This is a genomic window from Paracoccus sp. DMF-8, assembly GCF_029309835.1.
Lineage (GTDB): Bacteria > Pseudomonadota > Alphaproteobacteria > Rhodobacterales > Rhodobacteraceae > Paracoccus.
In genome coordinates this window covers 337,578-352,774 of record NZ_JARJHL010000011.1, presented here as the reverse complement: position 1 = coordinate 352,774, position 15,197 = coordinate 337,578, and the positions used below count along the sequence as shown (strand labels likewise).

Genomic DNA, 15,197 nt, shown 5'->3' with positions numbered 1-15,197 from the left:
ATCCGCCGGGATGATCCGGGGGAAACAGATCCCCCCTGCCGACGCGGGCTTAGAAATTCTTGGCGGCGCCTTGGCTGACGCTGTCGCAGCCGGTGATTTCCTGCGCGTCATCGCCGGAAATCAGCGTGATGCGCAGGCGGTCGGGGTCCAGCGCAAAGGGCTTGCCCGTCTCGTCGATGAAATCGGATGCGGCGGTCAGATGGCCGCCGTCGCGCCGCGTTTCGGGCTGCGACACCCAGACATTCGCATCGTCCAGTTCCATCGCCACCGCCGTTTCGCCCGTCCGTTCCTGCGGCTGATCGACCGTCGCGGAAACCCGCATCCCGTCCGGGATTTCCTCGATCCGGCAGGTCAGGGGCAGGTCCGAGGGGTCGGGCACGCGGTCCAGCGCCGCCTGAATGCGCGGATCGGGATCGGGTTGCGCGGTGCCTGCCTCCAGCGTGGCATGGCCGGGGACGCAGATATCCAGACACAGGCCGAAATCGACGCTGCCGCGCAGGGTCAGGGGCGCATCGGGGTCGGCGGGGGTCACCTCGATCGGCAGCACCAGCAATTCGTGATAACCCAAGGTGATTTCGCCACCGGATTCGATCATTTCGGGACGCGGCCAATGCACCGCGACGGTGCCCAGATTATCCGATCCGGTCCAGTCGAATTCGGGCGGCACGCCGGTATCGCCGGGGCTGCGCCAATAGGTTTTCCAGCCCGGTTGCAAACGCAATTCCAGCGCCACCATGCGATTGCCATTGGTCAGTTCCCATCCCGGCAGCAGCCGCGCAGAGATCAGCCCCGGCTCGGCCGGTGCGTCAAAGGCCCGCCGCCAGACGGCCAGCCCATCGCCGCCGCCGGCCTCTGCGCGGGTCTCTGCCCCGGCCGAGGCGCCGCCCGACATGCCGCCAGCAGGCGGTTCGAACAGCGCCTGTGCCATCGCAGCCGCGCCAAAGCTCAAAGAGCCGATCAGGAAAAGGGCAATCGCTTTCATAGCCAGACAGATAGCCGCGCATTGGCCACAGGGTAAGTCACAACTTCGCCAATCCCTTGCGGATCGCGCCCCAAGCCCCGATCTTGGGACGGAACGCACAGGAGAGAACCCGGATGGACACATCAAGCAATCTGACAGGCAAATTGCTGATCGCCATGCCCGGCATGCTTGATCCGCGCTTTGAACGCACGGTCATCCTGATCTGCGCCCATTCCGATGACGGCGCGATGGGGCTGGTGGTGAACCGCGCCCTGCCCGATGTGCGGTTTCCGCAACTGCTGGAACAGTTGGGCATCGGTCCGGGCCATGCCACCCGCGACATTCCCGTGCGCTTTGGCGGGCCGGTCGAACCTGGTCGCGGCTTTGTCCTGCACCGCGCCGAAGCTGTGGGCGACGATCCCGATCACGCCGATCCCGAAGGCACGGTCCGCATCGACGACGATCTGGTGATGACCACGACCCGCAACATTCTGGAAGATTTCGCGGCGGGCCTTGGCCCCGAACCGGCGGTTCTGGCGCTTGGCTATGCTGGTTGGGGGCCGGGGCAGTTGGATAACGAGATTCTGCAGAACGGCTGGCTGACGTCGGAACGCGGGGACGAGATCGTCTTTGGCACCGACAATGACGCGAAATGGATGCTGGCGCTGCGCGACATGGGGATCGACCCCTTGCTGCTGTCGCCGTCAGCGGGTCACGCCTGAAGTTCCGTCACGCCTGACGCTCAGCCACGCGGCGCGGCGGCCCGGCGCAGGCGGTCGTTGATCGCCGCGCCCAGACCGTGATCGGGCACCGGGGCGACCGCAATCGGCAGGCCAAGCGCATCGGCACGGTGCAGGATGTCGAACAGCCGCGCCGCCGCCTCGGCCAGATCGCCGCGTTCCGACAGGGACAGGGGCGCGGCAACAGGTCCGAAGCCGATCAGCGTTTCGCACGGCCCCGCCCGATCCGCATTCAGCCGCAGCGCCACACGCGGCGCGTAATGGCTGGACAACTGACCCGGAGAGCTGGGCGCCGTCTGATCCGATTCCGGCCGCAGCAGCGTGGTGCCCAGCAGGGTTTCGATATCCTCTGCCGGGATGCCGCCGTGGCGCAGCAGCGCGGGGCGGCCGTCATCGGACCAGCCGATGATCGTCGATCCGACGCCGACCGGGCAATCGCCGCCATCCAGCACCGCCGCGATCCGCCCGCCCAGCCCGGTGTCGGGATCGGCGACATGGGCCGCGCTGGTCGGGCTGATCCGCCCCGAGGGGTTCGCCGAAGGCGCGGCCAGCGGGCGGCCAAAGGCGCGCAGCAACCGCCGCGCGACGGGATGGGCGGGCACCCGCACGCCGATCGTCGGCAAGCCCGCCGTCACCAGCGACGCAATCCCGGCATCCGCCCGCAAAGGCAGCACCATCGTCAGCGCGCCCGGCCAGAAACGCGCCGCCAGCAGCCGCGCCTGCGGCCCCATTTCGGCAATCCCCAGGACGCTTTCGGCATCGGGCAGATGCACGATCAGCGGGTTGAAGGCAGGCCGCCCCTTGGCCGCATAGATCCCCGCCACCGCCTTGCCGTTCGTGGCATCGGCGGCAAGGCCATAGACGGTTTCGGTCGGCAGCGCGACACAGGCACCTTCCGCCAGCAAGTCACATGCCGCCTTGATACCGCGGTCATCAGCCTTAAGGATGAGAGTCGTGACCATCTGGGTTTCCTGAATTGACGTCGGGTAGATGTTGCTGGAAGTCGGTATCGGGCTAAATTGAACGGGTCGTCATCGTTTCGTTTGGTAAAAGCCTAAATTCGCCATCAAGGGAAGAGACTTGCATGTCATATCGTGCCCCGATAGCTCAGATGAACTTCATCCTGACCGACATCGTCGGCTATGATGAGTTATCGGGAAATGACGCTTTTTCCGACAGTTCCGCCGATATGGCACTGGCCGTCCTGACCGAGGCGGGCGCGCATCGCATCGATGTTTACGCCCCCTGAACCGCGCGGGCGACCTGCATCCGGCGCGGCTGGAAAACGGGGTGCTGCGGTCGTCTCCGGGCTATGCGCAGGCTTTCAGGCGATGGCCGAAGGGGGCTGGATCGGCCTGTCCGCCGACCCGGAACACGGCGGCATGGGCCTGCCGCAATCGCTTGGCGTCGCGGTCAATGAAATGCTGTCGGGCGCCTGTCTGGCGCTGCAATTGAATTCGCTGTTGACGCAGGGTCAGATCGACGCGCTGGAACATCACGCCAGCGACGACATCAAATCGCTGTATCTGCCCAAACTGAATTCGGGCGAATGGTCGGGGACGATGAACCTGACCGAACCGCAGGCCGGTTCGGACGTCGGCGCGCTGACCACCAGGGCCGAACGCGCCGATGACGGCACCTATCGCATCACCGGGCAAAAGATCTTTATCACCTGGGGCGACAGCGATGTGACGCAAAACGTCTGCCATCTGGTGCTGGCGCGGCTGCCCGACGGCGGTGCCGGCACGCGCGGCATCAGCCTGTTCATGGTCCCGAAACTGATCCCCGACGAAAACGGCAATCCGGGCGTCGCGAACAGCCTGCGCGTCGTCAGTCTGGAACACAAGCTGGGCATCCACGGCAGCCCGACCTGCGTCATGAGCTTTGAGGGCGCGACCGGCTGGCTGGTCGGTCAGGAACACAAGGGCATGGCGGCGATGTTCACGATGATGAACAGCGCGCGGCTTGGCGTCGGCGCGCAGGGCGTCGGCGTGGCCGAGGCCGCGCTGCAACAGGCCGTCGAATATGCCGCCGAGCGCAAGCAGATGGGCGCGATCATCGCCCATCCTGATGTGCGCCGGATGCTGGCCACCGCGCGCGCTGAAATCTTTGCCGCCCGCGCGATCTGTCCGGCCTGCGGCGTGGCCTTGGACATGGCGCGCGGCACGGGCAGCGCGGGAATGGGCCGCGCGCGGGGCCTTTCTGACGCCGATCGCCAAGGCTTTATGGCACAGATGTCGGCGTGCGCGTGTCCGATACCGCCGTTCAGGTCCATGGCGGCATGGGCTATATCGAGGAAACCGGCGCCGCCCAGTATTTCCGCGATGTCCGCATCACGCCCATCTACGAAGGCACCAACGGCATTCAGGCGATGGATCTGGTCGGGCGCAAGCTGTCGGATGACGGTGCCGCCGCCATGGCCTTGCTGGATGAAATTCTGGACGGCGCCAAGGCCGCGCAGGACAAGCTGCCCGATCTGGCCAATCAGGTCTGGCAGGCCGCCGAAACCCTGCGCGAAGCCACGCAGGAGATGCTGGACGCGGGAATGGACGACCGCTTCAGCGGTGCCGTGCCCTATCTGTCGGCCTTTGCCCGGGTTCTGGGCGCGCATTTCCACCTGCGCGCTGCGAATACCGGCGACGAACAGCGCATTGCTCTGGCGCGGATTTTCGTCACCCGCCTGCTGCCCCGCTATGCCTCGGATCTGGTCGAGGCGCGGGCGGGGCTGGCCGATCTGCGGCTGGTCAGCGACGACACGCTGGCGGGGCTGGCGCACTGATGCTGCGCTTCGCCGCCGAGGCGCCACCCGCGCCCGGCCAGACGGTCGAAATCGCGCCGGGCATCCTGTGGGCCCGGATGCCGCTGCCGATGCGCCTGAACCACGTCAATGTCTATGTGCTGGACGAAGGCGAAGGCCGGACGGTGATCGACACCGGTTTCGATTCGCGCACCAGCCGCGCGGCACTGGCAGGTCTTGCTGGACGGCCCGCTGGCCGGGCGCCCGGTCGGGCGCGTCATTGCGACGCATCACCACGGCGACCATATCGGCCTTGCAGGCTGGTTCATCGACCGGGGCGCCGATCTGTGGACCAGCCGCACCGCATGGCTGATGGCGCGCATGCAGATCCTGGATGTGCAGGACCGCCCGACCCCGCAGGCGCTGGCGTTCTGGCGCCGCGCCGGGATGGAGCCTGACCTGCTGCAACAGCGCGCGCAGGAACGGCCCTATAACACCGCCGATGTCCGCCACCCCCTGCCCCCGGCTTTACCCGTCTGGCCGAAGGCGACCTGCTGCGCGCCGGCGGGCGCGACTGGCGGGTCCGGATGGGCAATGGCCATGCGCCCGAACATGTCACGCTATGGTCCGAAACGGATGATCTGGTGATCGGCGGGGACCAGCTTTTGCCGTCGATTTCCCCCAATCTGGGCGTCTATCCGACCGAACCCCTGGCCGATACGGTCGGCGACTGGATGGAAAGCTGCCGCAGGTTGCTGCCCCATGCCCGGCCCGACCAGCTTGTCCTGCCCGGTCACGGCATGGTCTTTACCGGCCTGCCCCACCGCCTGCGCGCGCTGATCGAAAACCACGAAACCGCGCTGGCCCGTATTGTCGAGGCCCTGCGCAGATCGCCGCGCACCGCCGCGGGCTGTTTCGACATCCTGTATCGCCGCCGCATCGACGCCGACACCTATGGTCTGGCGCTGGTCGAGGCGGTCGGCCATATCAACCACCTTGCCGCAACGGGTCAGCTGCGTGCCGTCGGCACGAATAAGGACGGGGCCACCCTTTGGGGGCGTGACAGAGCCTGCGCATTGCGCTATCCCTTTGCCGAATATTCAAGCGATCAGGGTTGGAACATGGCCACGCATCACGAAGTCAAGCACCACGTCGTCGGCGAGATGGATGTCCGCGAACAGCAAAAAACTTTCACCGGCTTTCTGAAAACGGCGCAATGGGTCGTGATCCTGTCGATCTGCGTGCTGATTTTCATGGCGCTGGCAAACGGCTGACCGGCCAAGATTTCCCGAAACCCGGACGGAGCTTCCTGACAGATGCAACGGCGTAGCTTTCTGGCGCTGACCGTGCCGGCCGTGCTTGCGGCCTGCGGTGCAGACAACAAATGGGCCAGTGACGATTCCCTGCGCCGCGCGCGCTATGTCTCGAACGAACCGCCGTCCATCACGCTGCTGACCGTGATCGGCATTCCGCGCGGCGAAGGCGGCCATTCGGCGCTGATGATCAATGGCAGCCAGCGGGTGATCTTTGACCCGGCGGGGTCGTGGGAACATCCCTCGATCCCGGAACGCCATGACGTGCTGTATGGCATCACCCCGAATTTCAAGAATTTCTACATCGACTACCACGCCCGCGAAACCTATTGGGTGGCCGAGGATACGATCCTTGTTTCCCCGCAGGTGGCAGAGGCGGCGATCCGTGCCGCCGAACAGCGGGGCCCGACCAACAAAAGCTTTTGCGCGGTCTCGACCGGTCAGGTGCTGCGTCGCGTGCCGGGGTTCGAAGCCGCGCCGACGGGCTTCAACCCGGTGAAGCTGCGGCGATGGTTCCTGACCCTGCCCGGCGTCACCTCGAAACGTCATATGGATGGCGATCCGGCGAATAACCACAACGTCCTGCTGCGCCAGAAAAGCGGCGAGATCCGGGGTTACGGGACTGACGGGCAGCTGCATACGCAGTAAGCTGGTGGACCGCTGACGGGATGGAAAGAGGGGCCGTTGCGCCCCGTTTTGTCATCCCAGCAGATAGAGCATCGCAAACAGCGTCCCGCCCCCGCCAAGGATGGCGGCCAGCGTGTTGCGCGTGAACAGCCCGACCAGGATCGTCGCGGCGGCGGCGGTCAGTCGGGCGGGATCGGGCTGACCTTCGGTCGCGGCGGGCCAGACGACCAGCGGCGCGACCAGCGCGGGCAGGACCGCGACGGCGGTATAGCGCAGCATCCGTTCCGCCCAGACCGGGATCGGGCGGTTGCCGATGGCGCCCAGAAAGGACCAGCGCAGCAGATAGGTGCCGATGCCCAGCACCACGATGACGAACCAGATCTTCAGATCAGACATGGCCTGCCCCCTTCGCCTTTTGCCGCGCCATCCAGGTTTCGAACAGCGCGCCCGTCGCCATGCCCAAAGGCGCGGCAATCAGCATCCCGGTGCCCGAGGGCATGAAGGAAAAGCCCAGTGCCGCGACAATCGCAACCAGCGCCGCCGCCATATGCGCCGCCGTCCGCAAAATCGGCGCGATCATCGCCAGAAAGGTGATCGGGATGACGAAATCCAGCGCCCAGCTTTCGGGGATCGCGCTGCCGATGGTCGCGCCCAGATAGGTGGCAATCGACCACGGCAGGCAGCAGGTCAGGCAGGTACCAAAGAAATAGGCCAGCCGCTGGCGGACCGTCAGATCCGGATATTTCTCATATTCACGGATCGACAGCGCATAGGTCTGGTCGATCAGCAGATAGGCGACAACACCCCGCGCACGTGGGCTGGCGCTACCGATCCACGGCACCAGCGATGCCGAATACATCGCCATGCGCAGGTTCACCGCCAGCGCCGACAGGATGATGACGATGGTCGGCGCCTGATCGACCAGCAGTTGCACGGCAGTGAACTGCGACGCCCCCGCCAGCACCAGAATCGAAAAGCCCATGGTCTGGGTGATGTGCAGCCCGGCCTCGGTCGCGACGACGCCGAACAGCAGGCCAAAGGGCAGGATGACCAGCATGAAGGGCAGCGACTGGATAGTGCCCTGACGGAAACAGGCCGCAGGGCTGCGGGCCAGAACGCGGGCAACGTCCGGGCTGACCTCCGGCGCTTTCGCCGTCGGGGCGGATTGTGGAATCGGAGACATGGCGGAAACTTGTTTGGATCGGACAGCGGCCAATCTGACGGAAGCCCGCGACCAAGACAAGCACCGCCGGAAAGGTTAAAGGGGGGCCATGCGACACGCCAACCTGACCCCCAGCACCTGCCATACGCCGCCGCCCCCGGCCGCATTGGCCAGAATCAGCCCCGCAGCGGGTCCGAAATCATCCGGCGCGGCATCGCCCCGGCACAGGCCGAGGATGCGGTGGCGCTGTATTGGCGGGCCTTTGGCCGCCAGATCCTGCCCCTGCCGGTGCGCGCGGCGCGCGGTCAGGCGCTGCTGCTGCGCTGCCTGCATCCCTTCCGCGCCCTCTCGGCCGAGGCGGATGGCGCGCTGATCGGGGTGATAGGCCTGCGGGACGCGTCGGGCGGGCTGTTCGGGCCAGAGCCTGCGCAGATCCAGGCCATCTGGCCGGGTGGCACCGGGCGCATCCTGAACGCCGCGACCCGGCTGCATCGTGCCGGCCCTGCCAGTGACGAGATGGTGATCGACGGAATCGTCGTCGCCCCGGCGTGGCGTGGCCGGGGCATCGCGCCGCCGCTGGTCCGCGCCGCCACGGCCGAGGCCGCCGCACGCGGCTTTGCCGGTCTGCGGGCCGAGGTCGCACCGCGCAATCGCGCCGCGCTGGCCCTGTATCAGTCGCTTGGGTTCACCCAGATCGCGCAGGCGCGCATCGGCTGGCCGTGGTCGAGGTTGCTCTCGGGCAAGGCGCGGATCATGCGCCTTGCGCTGCGACCTCTACCGGGCTGCCCACCATCCCCGTGACCTGCGCCAGCAGGGTAAAGGCGCGACCGGATCGCGTATCCGACAGGGCCGCCAGCGCCTGATCGTCATAATCTTCGGCGGCGCGGCTCATCACCCGGTCGAAGTGGCGCAGAAAGTGATGCGCGACATCGCGAAACACCTCGTCCCACCGCAGCATGCCGGCGGCGGTCTGCAAGGATGCCTCGTCCGCGTCCAGCGACAGATCGACCACCTCGGTCCCGCGCGCGCCACAGGCGAAACGGCGCCACAGCGCGGGATGCAGCGTTTCGGCGCGCATGTCGTCCATATAGACCCCCTGCCCGGCCAGCAGCGTCACCACATCCTGCGCGGCGCGAATCAGCCGCGCCAGTTCGGGATCGGCCAGCCCCTTGCGCAGCGCGGCGATCGCCACGCGGTCGTCGGGTCCATCGGGAAAATTCAGCGCGGCGACCAGTTCATAGGGTTCCAGTTCGGGGGGCGCGGGCGCGTCCAGCCCAAGGCTGGCCTGCCGCCCATCGGCGGGCGCCGGGGCGCGCGGCGCAGCGCGTGTCGGCGCCGGGGCGGGCCGCGCAGGCGCGGCGGCTGGCGTAGCGGGGGCGGCTGTCGCAGGCGCGGCTGGCAAGGGCGCGGCGGCTGGCAAAGGACGCTGCGCGGCGGGCAGGCCCGCAGCGTCATCCGACCGTGCCATCGCCAACTGGGCGCGCAGATGCGCCGCCTCGGTCCGCAATTCGTCCAGCGCGCGCGCGATCCAGACGGCCAGCCAGATCAGCGCGACCGGCATCAGCACACCGGCCAGCGCGACCAGCCTTTGCGCCAGACTGCGCCCGCCGTCCTCATAGCCGAATACCGACGCAATCAGGACGACCAGCAACCAGACCCCGGTGGCGATGGCGCCGATCCGAACCAGCCTGTCCTGTCCCAAACCCATCATGCCGCCCACGGTTTACTTGTATTCGACCGAAAGGATCTCATACCCCTTCTGGCCGCCGGGGGTGACGACCTCGACGCTGTCGCCTTCGTCCTTGCCGATCAGCGCGCGCGCCAGCGGTGAACGGATGTTCAGCAATCCCCGCTCCAGATCGGCCTCGGCCTCGCCGACGATCTGATAGGTGCGCTCTTCCTCGCTGTCTTCGTCGACCAGACGGACGGTCGCGCCGAATTTGACGCTGCCCGACAGTTTCGCCGGGTCGATGACTTCGGCGCGCGAAATCAGACCTTCCAGCTCCTTGATGCGGCCTTCGACAAAGCTCTGCTTTTCGCGGGCGGCGTGGTATTCCGCATTTTCCGAAAGGTCGCCATGTTCGCGCGCCTCGGCGATGGCGCGGATCACGGCGGGACGCTCTTCCGACCTGAGAACACGCAGTTCTTCGTCCAACTGGGCGAAGCCTGCACGGGTCATCAATATCTTCTCCATTCCAGTCCTTCCGGCGGCAGTTGCACAGCAATGTTGATCGAACGCCCCCACCATTCCGGCAGGGGCGTTCAGAAAAATCCGATGGGTATCGTGGACGTTTCCAGCAGGTCATGCAAGCCTGTTGACAGCAGGGCAAGCAACAGCCTGCCCATGGCAAAGGCAGGGACCAAACCTTGCGACATATCGCCGTCTTTGCCGGTTTCGCGTGGGAAATAGACGGTTTGTGGCGTTGCCCAATGGAAAAATCCGGTTTACCTGTGCCCCGTTGCAAGATGCATTGCCAGGCAGGAGGACCCAAGCGATGACCGACATGACCCGCGAGTCGATGGATTATGACGTCGTCATAGTCGGTGGTGGTCCGTCAGGTCTTTCGGCGGCGATTCGGCTGAAACAGGTCAATCCGGACCTGTCGGTCGTGGTGCTGGAAAAGGGCTCGGAAATCGGGGCGCATATCCTGTCGGGCGCGGTTCTGGACGTCTCGGGGCTGGACCGGCTGCTGCCCGACTGGCGCGAGATGGGCGCCCCCATCGAAACCCCTGTGACCGAAGATAATTTCTACGTCCTGGGCGAGGCGGGCCAGATCCGCGTGCCGAACTGGCCGATGCCGCCGCTGATGTCGAACCACGGCAAATATATCGTGTCGATGGGCAATGTCTGCCGCTGGCTGGCCGAACAGGCCGAGGCGCTGGAGGTCGAGATTTTCCCCGGCATGGCGGCAAGCGCGCTGGTCATGGACGGCAACCGGGTCGCGGGCGTCGTCGCGGGTGAAATGGGCCTGAACCCTGACGGCACCCCCGGCCCCCATTACGAGCCGGGGATGGAACTGCGCGGCAAATACGTCTTTATCTGCGAGGGCGTGCGCGGATCGCTGGCCAAGGAACTGATCCAGAACTACGATCTGTCCGCCGGTCACGAGCCGCAGAAATTTGGCATCGGCATGAAGGAAATCTGGGACATCGACCCGGCGAAATCCCGCCCCGGCACCGTGACCCATACGATGGGCTGGCCGCTTGGCAAGAATGCGGGCGGCGGCAGTTTCGTCTATCACCTTGGCAACAATCAGGTTCTGGTCGGCTTCGTCGTCCACCTGAACTATAAAAACCCCTATCTGTATCCCTATATGGAATTCCAGCGTTTCAAGCACCACCCGCTGGTCGCCGAACTGCTGGAAGGCGGCAAGCGCGTCGCCTATGGCGCGCGGGCCATTTCCGAAGGCGGCTGGCAGTCGATCCCGAAACTGACCGTGCCGGGCGCGGTCCTGCTGGGCTGTTCGGCCGGTCTGGTCAACGTCCCGCGCATCAAGGGCAACCATAACGCCATGCTGTCCGGCATCGCCGCGGCCGAGGCCGCCGCCGCCGCCATCGCCGCCGGCCGTGAAGGCGACGAGTTGACCGATTACGAAACCGAGGTCCGCACCGGCGCCATCGCCCGCGACCTGAAACCCGTGCGCAACGTCAAGCCGGTCTGGTCGAAACTGGGTCTGTATCCCAGCCTGATGCTGGGCGGCTTCGACATGTGGGTCGCCAATATCACCGGCTGGAACCCGCTTGGCACCTGGAAACATGGCAAGACCGACGCCGAAGCGACCGGCAAGGCCGCCGATTTCCAGCCGATCGACTATCCCAAACCCGACGGCAAGCTGTCGTTCGACCGCCTGACCAACGTCAGTTTCAGCTTTACCAACCACGAGGAATCCCAGCCCTGCCACCTGCGGCTGAAAGATGCCTCGGTCCCGATTTCGGTGAATCTGCCGGTCTATGCCGAACCCGCGCAACGCTATTGCCCCGCAGGCGTCTACGAGGTGCTGGAGGATGAAAACGGCCCCCGTTTCGTCATCAACTTCCAGAACTGCGTCCATTGCAAGACCTGCGACATCAAGGATCCGTCGCAGAACATCAACTGGACGACGCCGCAGGGGGGCGACGGGCCGAACTACCCGAATATGTGATGCGCAAGGGCAGGCCGATCCGGCCGCCCGCCGTTGCCCTCATCGGCGCCGACCGCTAGGGTCTGCGCTGAACATGTCACATTCGGGCCGCAACTCGTGAATATCAGATTGCTTCCGCTGGCGCTGATCGCGCTGATCTCGACCCCGCTTCACGCTCAGGAAGCGCCAGAGGCGACCCCGGACCAGCAAAGCCAGGAACTGCCCGCGCCCCTGACGCGCGGGCTGGCCGGTCCCTATCTGGCCGGGCGCCTTGCCGCGCTGGACAATGACTTTCGCGTGGCCGCCGATTACTACAATCGCGCGCTGTCGCAGGATGGCAGCGACCCCTATCTGCTGGACAGCGCGCTGGTGTCGATGATTTCGGCGGGCCAGCTGGACGAGGCCATGGCGATGGCATCGCAAAGCACGCAATCGGGCAGCGGGACCGAACTTGCGGGCCTGATCAACTGGGCCAAGCTGGCGCATGACGGCCAGTGGGATGCGCTGATTCAGGCCTTTGACCAGAACCCCGGCCTTGCCTCGCTGTCGCAGGGAACGCCCAGTGAAAACAACCTGCTGGACGGGCTGCTCAGGGCCTGGGCACTGCTGGGGGCCGGGCGTGCCGCCGATAGCGAAGCGGCCTTTGACGAACTGGCCCGCATTCCCGGCGCGCGGCCCATCGTGAATTACCAGTTGGCCTTGGCCAAGGCGATGGTCGGCGATTACGAAAACGCCGACCGCCTGCTGACCTCGGGCGCGGCGGCCGACCATATTCTGGGCGTGATCGCGCGGGTGCAGATCCTGTCGCAACTGGAACAGAACGCCACCGCCGCCACCCTGCTGGAAGGTCAGCCGGGCTTTCCCGACGAACCCGGCCTGATCGCCATGCGCGACCGGCTGAACGCGGGCGAAACCCTGCCCTTCGACATGGTCGAAACCCCGGCCGAAGGCATGGCGCAGGTCTTTCTGACCTTTGCCGCAGCCCTTGCCGCAACCGACGAACCGGACCCGCTGTCGCTCTTGCAATCGCGACTGGCCGAATATCTGGCCCCCGATCTGGGCGAGGCCCGCCTGCTGACCGCCCAGCTTTTGCAGATGTTCGGCCAATATGATCTGGCCGAGGCGGAATTCGACGCCCTGCGCGAAATGGGCGACATGCGCCCCATCGCCGAACTGACCCGCATCGACGCGCTGGCCCGTGCCGAACGTCTGGACGATGCAGAAAAGGCCGCGCTGGCGCTGACCGCCGCCCATCCCGAACTGGCGCAGGGCTGGATCGCGCTTGGCGACCTGTTGCGCCAGCAGGACAAATTCGCCCAGGCCGTGCCCGCCTATGACAAGGCGCTGAGCCTGCTGAAAGACGCGGGCAATCTGCGCTGGTTTCCGCTTTATGCGCGCGGCATCGCGCTGGAACGGTCCGGCCAGTTCCCGAAGGCCGAGGCCGATTTCCGCGCCGCGCTGGAAATCCAGCCCAATTCCGCGACCGTCCTGAACTATCTGGGCTACAGCCTTGTCGACCGCGACGAACGTCTGGACGAGGCGCTGCCGATGATCCAGCGCGCCGTCGAACTCAGCCCCGACGACGGATATATCCTTGATTCGCTGGCCTGGGCCTATTTCCGCCTTGGCCGCTACGACGACGCCGTGGCGCCGATGGAACGCTCGGTCGCGCTGATGGCCAGCGATCCGCTGGTCAACGACCATATGGGCGATATCTACTGGATGGTCGGCCGCAAGCGCGAGGCCGAGATTCAATGGCACCGCGCGCTGAGCCTGAAGCCCGAAACAGAGGCCGAGGAAACCCGCATCCGCGCCAAGCTGGAACGCGGTCTTGACGCGGTCCTGTCCGAGGAAAAGGCCAATGGCGGGCGAGTGCCGGATGATGCGGGCCGCCGTTCCGGCGGCGAACAGGACGCGCCTGCCGCAGATGCCGAATGGGCCGCTGCCCGCCAGGGCGGTCTCGACGCTTGCCCCGGCCAAGATCAACCTGACCCTGCATGTCACCGGCCAGCGCGCCGACGGCTATCACCTGCTGGATTCGCTGGTGGTCTTTGCCGGTCTGGGCGACCGCGTGACGCTGGCCCCCGGCCCCCTGTCGCTGCGGATCACCGGACCTTTCGCCGATGGGCTGGCGGCGGATGGTGACAATCTGTGCCTGCGCGCGGCCCGTCTGGCGGGGCTGGATGCGGCGATCACGCTGGAAAAGAACCTGCCCGTCGCCTCGGGGATCGGCGGCGGATCGGCGGATGCGGCGGCGGTGCTGCGCGCGGCGGGGGGGCGCCCGGCGCAGCCCGAAACGCTTGGCGCGGATGTGCCGGTCTGCATCAGATCGGCCCCGGTCAGGATGCGCGGGTTGGGCGAGGTTCTGGACCCGATCCCGCCCCTGCCCCCCTTTCACATGGTTCTGGTCAACCCCGGCCATGCCCTGTCCACCCCCGCCGTGTTCAAGGCGCTGGCCCGGCGCGACAATACGCCCATGCCTGCGGATCTGCCCGAATGGCCCGACCTGCCTGCGCTGGTCGATTTCCTGCATGGCTGCCGCAACGATCTGGAACCGCCCGCCGCGGCCCTGCTGCCGGAAATCGACAACTGCCTGAAATCGCTGACGGATGCGGGCGCCATGATCGCGCGCATGTCGGGTTCCGGCGCCACCTGTTTCGGCATTTTCCCCGATCCGACCGCCGCGCAATCCGCCGCACAGGCGCTGGCGCGTCCCGGCTGGTGGGTCGCTGCGACGGGACTCGCCCCCGCCAAAGGCTTGGGCTAACCTGCCCGCGACTACCGGAGGGGAAACCATGCTGCGCCTTGGCGTCAATATCGATCACGTCGCGACCATCCGCAACGCCCGGGGCACGCCCTGGCCCGATCCGCTGCGCGCTGCGCGGATTGCCGAAGATGCGGGCGCCGATGGCATCACCGCCCATCTGCGCGAGGATCGCCGCCACATCACCGACAGCGATATCGCCCGGCTGTCGACCGAAATCGGCGTGCCGCTGAACCTTGAAATGGCCGCGACCGGGGAAATGCAGCAGATCGCCCTGCGCCACCGCCCCCATGCCGTCTGTCTGGTCCCCGAAAAACGGCAAGAGCGCACGACCGAAGGGGGGCTGGACGTTCTGGGCGACGAACGCCGCCTTGCCGAATATATCGCGCCCTTGCGCGACATCGGCAGCCGCGTGTCGCTGTTCATCGGCCACGAACCGCGCCAGATCGAAGCCGCCGCCCGCATCGGTGCCGCCGTCGTGGAACTGCACACCGGCCTTTATTGCGATCTGGACACCGAAGGCCGCCATGCCGAACGCGACTCAGAACTGGCCGCGCTGAAACAGGGCGCTGAACTGGCCGCGTCTTTGGGGTTGGAGGTCCACGCGGGCCACGGCCTGACCTTGGACACCGTCGGCCCCATCGCCGCCATTCCCCAGATCGCCGAGCTGAACATCGGCCATTTCCTGATCGCCGAGGCGGTCTTTACCGGCCTTGGCGGTGCCATCCGCGAAATGCGCGCCCGCATGGACGAGGCGCGCGCGTGAAAGCCG

At 66.3% G+C, this 15,197-nt stretch carries 13 protein-coding genes and 3 pseudogenes; 10 read left to right on the top strand and 6 right to left on the bottom strand.

The window, feature by feature from the left end:
* Positions 1-49 precede the first annotated feature (49 nt).
* Positions 50-982, bottom strand: coding sequence for a protein-disulfide reductase DsbD domain-containing protein (locus tag PE067_RS13310; protein WP_276189960.1), 933 nt, complete (start codon positions 980-982; stop codon positions 50-52).
* Between the two features lie 113 nt (positions 983-1,095).
* On the opposite strand from PE067_RS13310, the gene PE067_RS13305 reads away from it, so the two are divergent.
* Complete coding sequence (locus PE067_RS13305; RefSeq protein ID WP_276189959.1) at positions 1,096-1,683, top strand: YqgE/AlgH family protein; 588 nt, start codon at positions 1,096-1,098, stop codon at positions 1,681-1,683.
* Between the two features lie 20 nt (positions 1,684-1,703).
* On the opposite strand, the gene PE067_RS13300 is transcribed toward PE067_RS13305, so the two are convergent.
* On the bottom strand, positions 1,704-2,663 hold the full coding sequence (locus PE067_RS13300; protein ID WP_276189957.1) for an L-threonylcarbamoyladenylate synthase: 960 nt from the start codon (positions 2,661-2,663) through the stop codon (positions 1,704-1,706).
* A gap of 122 nt (positions 2,664-2,785) precedes the next feature.
* On the opposite strand from PE067_RS13300, the pseudogene PE067_RS13295 reads away from it, so the two are divergent.
* The 4 genes and pseudogenes from PE067_RS13295 to PE067_RS13280 all read left to right on the top strand — a co-directional run bounded on the left by PE067_RS13295 (position 2,786) and on the right by PE067_RS13280 (position 6,399).
* A pseudogene (locus PE067_RS13295) lies at positions 2,786-4,480 on the top strand (acyl-CoA dehydrogenase).
* Positions 4,480-5,454, top strand: a pseudogene (locus PE067_RS13290) (MBL fold metallo-hydrolase); the annotation flags it as partial. The pseudogenes PE067_RS13295 and PE067_RS13290, both read left to right, overlap by 1 nt.
* 105 nt (positions 5,455-5,559) lie before the next feature.
* A complete protein-coding gene (locus PE067_RS13285) occupies positions 5,560-5,712 on the top strand; it encodes an aa3-type cytochrome c oxidase subunit IV (RefSeq protein ID WP_276190048.1) in 153 nt (50 codons plus the stop codon).
* Positions 5,713-5,754: 42 nt separating this feature from the next.
* Complete coding sequence (locus tag PE067_RS13280; RefSeq protein WP_276189954.1) at positions 5,755-6,399, top strand: hypothetical protein; 645 nt, start codon at positions 5,755-5,757, stop codon at positions 6,397-6,399.
* Between the two features lie 51 nt (positions 6,400-6,450).
* On the opposite strand, the gene PE067_RS13275 is transcribed toward PE067_RS13280, so the two are convergent.
* Together PE067_RS13275 and PE067_RS13270 are read right to left on the bottom strand one after the other, a co-directional pair.
* Entirely contained in the window at positions 6,451-6,774 is a 324-nt protein-coding gene (locus tag PE067_RS13275; RefSeq protein ID WP_276189952.1) for an AzlD domain-containing protein, read from the bottom strand.
* The gene (locus PE067_RS13270) at positions 6,767-7,561 is read right to left on the bottom strand and encodes an AzlC family ABC transporter permease (RefSeq protein WP_276189950.1); all 795 of its coding nucleotides are present in this window, start codon (positions 7,559-7,561) and stop codon (positions 6,767-6,769) included. Before PE067_RS13270 ends, PE067_RS13275 begins: the two co-directional genes overlap by 8 nt.
* Positions 7,562-7,780: 219 nt before the next feature.
* Between PE067_RS13270 and PE067_RS13265 the strand changes: the two genes are divergently transcribed.
* A complete protein-coding gene (locus tag PE067_RS13265; protein ID WP_276189947.1) occupies positions 7,781-8,341 on the top strand; it encodes a GNAT family N-acetyltransferase in 561 nt (186 codons plus the stop codon).
* Here PE067_RS13265 and PE067_RS13260 read toward each other — a convergent pair.
* Positions 8,292-9,251, bottom strand: a complete 960-nt coding sequence (locus tag PE067_RS13260) for a hypothetical protein (RefSeq protein ID WP_276189944.1) — start codon at positions 9,249-9,251, stop codon at positions 8,292-8,294. The genes PE067_RS13265 and PE067_RS13260 overlap by 50 nt on opposite strands.
* A 12-nt stretch (positions 9,252-9,263) precedes the next feature.
* On the bottom strand, positions 9,264-9,734 hold the full coding sequence (greA, locus tag PE067_RS13255) for a transcription elongation factor GreA (RefSeq protein WP_276189942.1): 471 nt from the start codon (positions 9,732-9,734) through the stop codon (positions 9,264-9,266).
* A 301-nt stretch (positions 9,735-10,035) separates the two neighbouring features.
* On the opposite strand from greA, the gene PE067_RS13250 reads away from it, so the two are divergent.
* The 4 genes and pseudogenes from PE067_RS13250 (at position 10,036) to PE067_RS13235 (ending at position 15,191) form a co-directional block, all read left to right on the top strand.
* Positions 10,036-11,682, top strand: a complete 1,647-nt coding sequence (locus PE067_RS13250) for an electron transfer flavoprotein-ubiquinone oxidoreductase (protein WP_276189940.1) — start codon at positions 10,036-10,038, stop codon at positions 11,680-11,682.
* A 354-nt stretch (positions 11,683-12,036) separates the two neighbouring features.
* A pseudogene (locus PE067_RS21900) lies at positions 12,037-13,398 on the top strand (tetratricopeptide repeat protein); the annotation flags it as partial.
* 190 nt (positions 13,399-13,588) lie between these two features.
* Positions 13,589-14,428, top strand: a complete 840-nt coding sequence (locus PE067_RS13240; RefSeq protein ID WP_276189938.1) for a 4-(cytidine 5'-diphospho)-2-C-methyl-D-erythritol kinase — start codon at positions 13,589-13,591, stop codon at positions 14,426-14,428.
* A 28-nt stretch (positions 14,429-14,456) separates the two neighbouring features.
* The gene (locus tag PE067_RS13235; protein ID WP_276189936.1) at positions 14,457-15,191 is read left to right on the top strand and encodes a pyridoxine 5'-phosphate synthase; all 735 of its coding nucleotides are present in this window, start codon (positions 14,457-14,459) and stop codon (positions 15,189-15,191) included.
* Positions 15,192-15,197 lie beyond the last annotated feature (6 nt).

Bases quoted from the DNA above. Each gene is read 5' to 3' on its own strand.
- PE067_RS13310 (WP_276189960.1), bottom strand. From the start codon at position 982: ATGAAAGCGATTGCCCTTTTCCTGATCGGCTCTTTGAGCTTTGGCGCG.
- PE067_RS13305 (WP_276189959.1), top strand. From the start codon at position 1,096: ATGGACACATCAAGCAATCTGACAGGCAAATTGCTGATCGCCATGCCC.
- PE067_RS13300 (WP_276189957.1), bottom strand. From the start codon at position 2,663: ATGGTCACGACTCTCATCCTTAAGGCTGATGACCGCGGTATCAAGGCG.
- PE067_RS13285 (WP_276190048.1), top strand. From the start codon at position 5,560: ATGGCCACGCATCACGAAGTCAAGCACCACGTCGTCGGCGAGATGGAT.
- PE067_RS13280 (WP_276189954.1), top strand. From the start codon at position 5,755: ATGCAACGGCGTAGCTTTCTGGCGCTGACCGTGCCGGCCGTGCTTGCG.
- PE067_RS13275 (WP_276189952.1), bottom strand. From the start codon at position 6,774: ATGTCTGATCTGAAGATCTGGTTCGTCATCGTGGTGCTGGGCATCGGC.
- PE067_RS13270 (WP_276189950.1), bottom strand. From the start codon at position 7,561: ATGTCTCCGATTCCACAATCCGCCCCGACGGCGAAAGCGCCGGAGGTC.
- PE067_RS13260 (WP_276189944.1), bottom strand. From the start codon at position 9,251: ATGATGGGTTTGGGACAGGACAGGCTGGTTCGGATCGGCGCCATCGCC.
- greA (WP_276189942.1), bottom strand. From the start codon at position 9,734: ATGGAGAAGATATTGATGACCCGTGCAGGCTTCGCCCAGTTGGACGAA.
- PE067_RS13250 (WP_276189940.1), top strand. From the start codon at position 10,036: ATGACCGACATGACCCGCGAGTCGATGGATTATGACGTCGTCATAGTC.
- PE067_RS13240 (WP_276189938.1), top strand. From the start codon at position 13,589: ATGCCGAATGGGCCGCTGCCCGCCAGGGCGGTCTCGACGCTTGCCCCG.
- PE067_RS13235 (WP_276189936.1), top strand. From the start codon at position 14,457: ATGCTGCGCCTTGGCGTCAATATCGATCACGTCGCGACCATCCGCAAC.